8 protein-coding genes are annotated in these 6,887 nt (G+C 65.0%); 7 read left to right on the plus strand and 1 reads right to left on the minus strand.

Going from position 1 to position 6,887, the window contains the following annotated elements; all coding sequences use genetic code 11:
* The 6 genes from ACREE8_RS15410 to ACREE8_RS15435 all read left to right on the plus strand — a co-directional run.
* Positions 1–846 (plus strand): agmatinase (locus ACREE8_RS15410; RefSeq protein WP_431573896.1); only part of this gene is annotated, 846 nt, incomplete at its 5' end.
* 26 nt (positions 847–872) lie between these two features.
* Positions 873–1,685 (plus strand): creatininase, encoded by an 813-nt coding sequence (locus tag ACREE8_RS15415; RefSeq protein WP_431573897.1) that lies wholly within the window; start codon positions 873–875, stop codon positions 1,683–1,685.
* A gap of 92 nt (positions 1,686–1,777) precedes the next feature.
* Positions 1,778–2,797: an ABC transporter substrate-binding protein gene (locus tag ACREE8_RS15420; protein WP_431573898.1), complete on the plus strand. Its 1,020-nt coding sequence runs from the start codon at positions 1,778–1,780 to the stop codon at positions 2,795–2,797.
* Positions 2,798–2,859: 62 nt separating this feature from the next.
* On the plus strand, positions 2,860–3,696 hold the full coding sequence (locus ACREE8_RS15425) for an ABC transporter permease (protein WP_431573899.1): 837 nt from the start codon (positions 2,860–2,862) through the stop codon (positions 3,694–3,696).
* Positions 3,697–3,701: 5 nt separating this feature from the next.
* Entirely contained in the window at positions 3,702–4,505 is an 804-nt protein-coding gene (locus tag ACREE8_RS15430; RefSeq protein ID WP_431573900.1) for an ABC transporter ATP-binding protein, read from the plus strand.
* An 8-nt stretch (positions 4,506–4,513) separates the two neighbouring features.
* A complete protein-coding gene (locus ACREE8_RS15435) occupies positions 4,514–5,254 on the plus strand; it encodes an SDR family NAD(P)-dependent oxidoreductase (protein WP_431573901.1) in 741 nt (246 codons plus the stop codon).
* Between the two features lie 6 nt (positions 5,255–5,260).
* On the opposite strand, the gene ACREE8_RS15440 is transcribed toward ACREE8_RS15435, so the two are convergent.
* Entirely contained in the window at positions 5,261–5,668 is a 408-nt protein-coding gene (locus tag ACREE8_RS15440; protein ID WP_431573902.1) for a DUF1761 domain-containing protein, read from the minus strand.
* Positions 5,669–5,800: 132 nt separating this feature from the next.
* Between ACREE8_RS15440 and ACREE8_RS15445 the strand changes: the two genes are divergently transcribed.
* Entirely contained in the window at positions 5,801–6,736 is a 936-nt protein-coding gene (locus tag ACREE8_RS15445) for a nucleoside hydrolase (protein ID WP_431573903.1), read from the plus strand.
* Positions 6,737–6,887 lie beyond the last annotated feature (151 nt).

Consider the following 6,887-nt stretch of genomic DNA (forward strand, 5'->3'; position numbering starts at 1 on the left):
CCCTGGGACGGCGGCACCACCAACCGGGCGGGCGCCCGGCATGGCCCGCGCGAGATCCGCAACATGTCGAGCTTCATGCGCAAGGTTCATCATGTGAGCCGGATCGCCCCCTATGAGCTCGCCCGCGTGGCCGATCTGGGCGACGCACCGGTCAATCCCATCGATCTCATGGACAGCCTGGCACGGATCGAGAAGTTCTTCGCCAAGGTCCATGCCGGTGGCTGCATCCCGCTCTCGGCCGGCGGCGATCACCTGGTGACCCTGCCGATCTTCCGCGCGATCGCCGCCAAGCGCCCGATCGGCATGATCCATTTCGACGCCCATTCCGACACCAACGATCGCTATTTCGGCGACAACATGTACACCCACGGCACGCCCTTCCGGCGTGCGGTCGAGGAGGGGCTGCTGGACCCCAAGCGCGTGGTGCAGATCGGCATCCGCGGCTCGATCTACAGCGCCGACGATATGGAGTTCGCCGAGAGCTCCGGGATGCGCGTCATCTATATGGAGGAGTTCACCAAGCTCGGCGTCGAGAAGGTAGTGAAGGAAGCGCGCCGCGTGGCGGGACGGGGGCCGACCTATGTCAGTTTCGACGTGGATGGGCTTGACCCGGTCTATGCGCCCGGCACCGGCACGCCGGAGATCGGCGGCATGACCACGCTCGAGGCGCAGCATGTGCTGCGCGGACTTCAGGGCCTTGATCTGATCGGTGGCGACGTCGTCGAAGTGTCGCCGCCTTTCGATCCGTCGGGCAACACGGCGCTAGTCGGCGCGACCATCATGTTCGAGATCTTGTGCCTGTTGGCCGATGGCGTCGGCCGTCGGCGCAAAGGCAAGAAGAAATAGCGCCGAAGCGCTTAAGGGAGAGCGACATGGCCAAGGCCCGGACCGAGACCGTGCTGATGAGCGAGATGGCCTGGCCCGAATTCGGCCAGAAGATGAAGGCGAACCCGGTCTTGTTCGTGCCCTGCGGCGCCATGGAGCAGCATGGTCCGCATCTGCCGCTCTCGGTCGATGCGATGCTGCCGACAGACATTGCACGCGAGGTTGCGGAGGAGGTCGGCGGGATCGTCGGCCCCACCCTGACCATGGGCTATCGCTCCTACACCAAATCCGGCGGCGGCCCGCATTTCCCCGGCACCATCAATCTCGACGGCGCCACGGTCGTCTCGATCGTGCGCGACGTGGTTCGCGAGCTGGTGCGCCATGGCGCGCGCAAGCTCTGCTTCATCGTCGGGCATTATGAGAACCAATGGTTCGTCAGCGAGGGCATCGATCAGGCGATGCGCGAGGTGGGCGACCAGGGCGTGCGGATCATGCGGCTCGAATATTGGGATTTCTGCACGCCGGAGACATTGGCCAAGGTCTTCCCGGACGGCTTCCCCGGCGTGGCGCTGGAGCATGCGGCGGTGATGGAAACCTCGCTGATGCTGCATTACCACCCGGAGATGGTTCGGATCGACAAGATCCCTGACAACCCGGGCGCCGAATTTCCGCCCTACGATATGTATCCCGCGCATGCCCATTGGGTCCCGAGCTCGGGCGCCCTGGTTTCGGCCAAGGGCGCCACGCGCGAGAAGGGCGTTCTCATGGCCCAGCAATATCGCCGCGATATCGCGGCGGCCGTCCGCAAGGAGTTCGGCGGCGGCAAAGGAAAGGCAAAGGCCAGCGGCAAGGGCCGCTGAACGATCGAGGTTTTATTTGTCAGTCTAGGGGCGGCGCCGGGCGCAACCGGCGCATGGCCCAAGTCCAACAAGGACATTCAGGGAGGGAAACCATGCGCAAATTCTTGATAGCACTGACCTTGCTGGCGGGCGTTGCCATGACGGGCGCGTTCGCCAGCCGGCCGGCCCAGGCCGCCGGTCCCGATCATCTGGATTGCGCCTATCCATTCTGGGTCGGATTCGGGCCGGTCCATCTGGCGAACGAGCTCGGCTATTTCAAGGACGAGGGCATCACCGTCAACGAGATCATCGACGACGATATCAGCAACGCCTACGCCGCCATGGAGCGCGGCGATATCGACTGCTATCTGCGCAGTGTCGGCGAGTATCAGGGCCGGCCGCGCACGCCCGAGATGCAGGGCATCATCATCGGCACGATCGATGAATCGAACGGCGGCGACGGCGTCGTGGCCGACGGCTCGATCAAGTCGGTCTGCGATCTGAAGGGCAAGACGGTCGCGACCGAACCCAATCTGCCGGCGACACTCATCCTGCAGATGGCGATGAAGAGCAAATGCAACCTGACCTTCGACTCCCTCAACCGGGTCGATATCGCATCCCAGGATGCGGGCGCCATCTTCGCCGACCCCGGCGTCTCGGCCGTCGGCGCTTACGAGCCGGTGCTGACGCAGGCGGTCCAGGCCCATAAAGATCGTGGCGCCTATGTCATCGTCTCCTCGCGTGAGTATCCGCATCTGATCACCGACACGATCATCGCACGGACCGACAATCTGAAGAGCCAGCCGGAGAAATATGTGAAGTTCCTCCGGGCGATCTACCGGGCGATCGATTACATCGGCAAGGAACCGGAGAAGGCGATCGCCATCATGGCGGCGCAATTCAAGCTGTCCCCGGAGGAGTTCAAGGAAACCATCGTCAACATCAACTATATCGGCCTCGACGGGTCGGTCGAGCTGATGGGCACGGACGGCAAGCCCGGCAAGCTCCATGACATCTTCGCCGAGATCATGCAGCTCAACATCGAGAATGGTGCTGCGGACATCAAGCTCGAGGCGGACAAGCAGATCGACAACAGCATCATCACCCAGGTCTGGAAGTCGCGTGCTCAATAAGGGCGCCCAACCCCGGCATCCAGACCGGATGCCGGGGTTGGTTGGGGCCGAGGCGAGATCCAATGACCGAGCCTGAGCGGCGTCGGAAACCCGGTCCGGCGGCCGAAAGCCGGTGGCGCGCCCTGTTCCGTTTCCGCGGCAAGGCGCGGCCCGATGTCGAGCTGGCCATCGGCATCGTCAGTTTTGTGGCCATTCTGCTCGCCTGGACGGCGGTGGCGGAGCTGGGCTGGATCACGCCGCAGTTTCTGCCGTCGCCGCTCATCGTTCTCCGGGCGGTCTATCGTCTTTTCACCGGCCAGAACTTTGCCGCGGATATCGGCATCTCGATCTTCCGCGTCTGGGTCGCTTTCATCGTCTCGGCGCTGATGGCGATTCCGATCGGCATCCTGATGAGTTCCTATCGGATCGTCGGCGCCGTGACCGAGCCGGTGATCGATTTCATCCGCTATCTTCCGGTGCCGGCGCTGGTACCCCTGACCCTCATCTGGCTGGGGATCGGCGAGATGTCGAAGATCACGCTGCTCTGGCTCGGCACCTTCTTCCAGCTCGTCCTGCTGATCGCCGACGATGCCCGGCGCGTGCCCAGGGAGTATGTCGAGACCGGCCGGACCCTCGGGGCCAATGACCGCGAATTGATGCGCGACATCCTGCTGCCGGCCATGCTGCCCAGCATGGTCGACAATCTGCGGATCACGCTGGGCTGGTGCTGGACCTATCTCATCATCGCCGAGATCGTCGCCGCCAATTCGGGCATCGGCTATGTGATCTGGGCGGCCAAACGCTATGTGAAGACACCCGAAGTCTTCGCCGGCATCCTGGCCATCGGCATCATCGGCCTGGTGACGGACCAGCTCATCCGCTGGCTTCACCGCAAGGCCTTCCGGTATCTGGGGTCGTGAGCGCCATGACGCCGTTTATTGCCATCGAACAGGTGTCGAAGGCTTTCGGCTCGGATGCAGGGCCGGTGTCCGTCATCGACGACGTGTCGTTGACAATCGGGGAGGGGGAGTTCGTCGTGTTTCTGGGCCCCTCGGGCTGTGGCAAGACCACCTTGATGCGGATGGTGGGCGGCCTCGACCATCCGAGCGAAGGCCAGATCCGGCTGGCCGGCGAGTCGGTGACGGGTCCGAGCCGGGCGAAGGGAATGGTGTTCCAGTCCTACTCATCCTTTCCCTGGCTCACCGTCCTCAAGAACATCCGCTTCGGGCTCAATTATCGCGACGATGTTTCCGAAGTCGAGGCGGACCGGATCGCACGCCATTATCTCGAGCTCGTCGGGCTCACCGCCTACGCCGACTTCTATGTCAGCAAGGTCTCGGGCGGCATGCGCCAGCGGGTGGCGATCGCGCGCACTCTGGCGGCCAACCCGCAGGTCCTGCTGATGGACGAGCCGTTCGGCGCCCTCGATGCGCAGACGCGCGAGCGGCTTCAGGTTCAGTTGCTCGACATCCGGCGCGCCGAGCGCAAAACCGTGATCTTCGTGACCCACGATGTCGACGAGGCGATTTTCCTTGCCGATCGCATCGTGGTGTTTTCCGCGCGGCCGGCGCGGCTCATTCGCGATATCAAGGTGGCAGAGCGGGTGCCGGGCGAGAGGACATTGGACAGCCGGGAAAGCCGGCCGTTCCTCGATCTGCGCCGCGAGATCCTGGCGATCATCCGGGAAGAGGCGCAAATTAGCGAAGCCGCACTGATCACGGCGGGATGAGGGGCCAGATGGGCCAGCTGAATGGAAAGACGGCACTTGTCACCGGCGCGATGCGCGGCATCGGGCGTGCGATCGCGGAAGCGCTGGCGGCCGAGGGCGCGCTTGTGGCGGTTGCCGATATCCGCGACTGCGCCGAGACCGCAAGGGCGATCACGGCTGCAGGCGGCCTCGCCCTTGATTTTTCCTGCGACGTCGCCAGCGAGGCTCAGGTGGAGACCTTGTTTCACGACGCGATCGAGCGGATGGACGGGATCGATATCGTCGTCAGCAATGCTGGCGTCATCCTCGAGAAGCCGCTCCTGGAGACGAGCCTGGCCGATTATGAGCGCGTCATGGGCGTCAATCTGCGCGGCTGTTTCCTGGTCGGCCGCGCCGCGCTCCGCCGGATGAGCATCCAGAAGTCGGGCCGGCTCATCAACATCGCTTCCGATCTGGGCTTCGGGCCACGCGAGAAATTCTCGGTTTATTCGGCCTCCAAGTCGGGCGTGCTGGGCTTCACACGGGCCTGGGCGCGGGAATTCGGGCCGCATGTGCTGGTCAATGCGATCGCGCCGGGGCCGGTCGATACCGAGATGCTGGCGCTCGATCAGATGAGCCCTGAATGGCGGGCCAAGGAAGAGCAGATCCCCCTGGGCCGCGTGGGCAAGCCCGCCGAGATCGCGAGCGTCGCGCTGTTCCTGGCGGGACCGGGCGCCAGCTTCGTCACCGGCCAAGCCTTCGGTCCCAATGGCGGCAGCGTGATGCCCTGAAGGGCCCTAGCGGCTGCGCTTCGGCCAGAGCCCCAGCACGGCGCCCGTCAGGGCCGCGGCGGCAATCGTGACGCCGGTATCGATCCAGGCGGCGGGCCACGCCGCGGGAATGAAGGCATAGTGCAGCAGGACCGCGCTGCCGGCGAAGGCGATGCCGGTGAAGAGTCCCATCACGAGGCCTTGCGCCAGGCCGCGCCGTCCTGTGGCCTCCAGGAGCCAGGCCAGCCCATAAGCCGAGACCAGGCCGCAGCCCATGGAGACGGCGAATCGCCAGCTGCGCCCCTGCATCTGCTCCGGTGTCATGCCGAGGCCGGCGAGCCAGGCCGGCCCGAACAGGAAATGATACCAGGCGAAGCCCAGCACTTGTTGCAGCAGCACCGCCAGCAGCACGGCAAAATGATTGATCCGTCCCATCTTCCTTCGCCTCGACGATCGTCGGCTCCCGAGGGCGCCGTCTTAGCACGGGTCGGGCGCGGTGGCGAACTGGCCGCAGCCTTACCGGTTCGTTAGAGTGGAGGGCGCCGACGAAGGGAGAGACCCGCATCCATGGCACTGCCGCTCATCATCGATACCGATCCCGGCCAGGACGACTGCATCGCCATTCTCCTGGCCCTGGCCTCGCCGGAGTTGGAGGTGTTGGGCCTGACGACGGTGGCCGGCAATGTGGCGGCGCCCCTGACCGCGCGAAACGCGTTGCGGATCTGCGAGCTGGCGAAGCGCAGCGACGTGCCGGTCTTTGCCGGCTGCGAGCGGCCGCTCCTCAACCAGCCTTATTATTCGCCGGAGATCCATGGGGAGTCGGGCCTCGACGGCGCGCATCTTCCCGAGCCGCGGATGAAGCTGCAGCCGCAGCACGCGGTCGATTGGCTGGTCGAGACCCTGATGGCCCGCGGCGATCGCGCCACCGTCATCGCCGCGATTGCGCCCCTGACTAATATCGCGATGGCCCTGCGCCGGGAGCCCAAGATCGCGAATAAGATCGCGAAGCTCGTCGTCATGGGCGGGTCGCTGCGCGCGGGCGGCAACATGACTCCGGCCGCGGAGTTCAATGTCTTCGTCGATCCCCATGCCGCCGAGATCGTCTTCGCCAGCGGCATCGAGATCGCGCTCTTTCCGCTGGACGTCACCTGGAAGATACGGGCGCGCCAGGAGCATGTGGATCGCCTGCGGGCCTCGAAGAGTGCCGCCGCGCGCACCGTCGCCGATCTGATGGATTTCTATCTCGGCACCGAGGCCATGGCTGAAGGCGGCCTTGGCGCGCCGCTCCATGACGCCTGCACCATCGCCTGGCTGCTCGATCCGACGCTCTTCCGCGGCTCGCGCCTCGCGATCAAGGTGGAGACCGGAAGCCCGCTCACGATCGGCATGACGGTCCCCGACTGGCGCGGCCTCTGGGGTGGCCCCGCCAACGTCGAAGCCTTCGAGGACGCGGATGCGCCGCGGATCTTCGATCTGCTGATCGAGCGGCTGGGGCGGCTGTAGGGCGACCGCGGACATCATCCGCCGCCCTCACAAATACCAGGCGTACTCCCGCGGGATGATCTCGCTCATGATCTGCTCATGCTCGCCGCGTTTGACGGCAGCGTAGATCTGTAGATAGAGCGGATGGATCGCTTGGCGGAGGATCGTGCTC

This window comes from Hypericibacter sp. (assembly GCF_050729195.1).
Taxonomy (GTDB): domain Bacteria; phylum Pseudomonadota; class Alphaproteobacteria; order Dongiales; family Dongiaceae; genus Hypericibacter.

Excerpts from the sequence above, each read along its gene's own strand:
- ACREE8_RS15415 (WP_431573897.1), top strand. The coding sequence starts at position 873 with ATGGCCAAGGCCCGGACCGAGACCGTGCTGATGAGCGAGATGGCCTGG.
- ACREE8_RS15435 (WP_431573901.1), top strand. The coding sequence starts at position 4,514 with ATGGGCCAGCTGAATGGAAAGACGGCACTTGTCACCGGCGCGATGCGC.
- ACREE8_RS15425 (WP_431573899.1), top strand. The coding sequence starts at position 2,860 with ATGACCGAGCCTGAGCGGCGTCGGAAACCCGGTCCGGCGGCCGAAAGC.
- ACREE8_RS15420 (WP_431573898.1), top strand. The coding sequence starts at position 1,778 with ATGCGCAAATTCTTGATAGCACTGACCTTGCTGGCGGGCGTTGCCATG.
- ACREE8_RS15430 (WP_431573900.1), top strand. The coding sequence starts at position 3,702 with ATGACGCCGTTTATTGCCATCGAACAGGTGTCGAAGGCTTTCGGCTCG.
- ACREE8_RS15440 (WP_431573902.1), bottom strand. The coding sequence starts at position 5,668 with ATGGGACGGATCAATCATTTTGCCGTGCTGCTGGCGGTGCTGCTGCAA.
- ACREE8_RS15445 (WP_431573903.1), top strand. The coding sequence starts at position 5,801 with ATGGCACTGCCGCTCATCATCGATACCGATCCCGGCCAGGACGACTGC.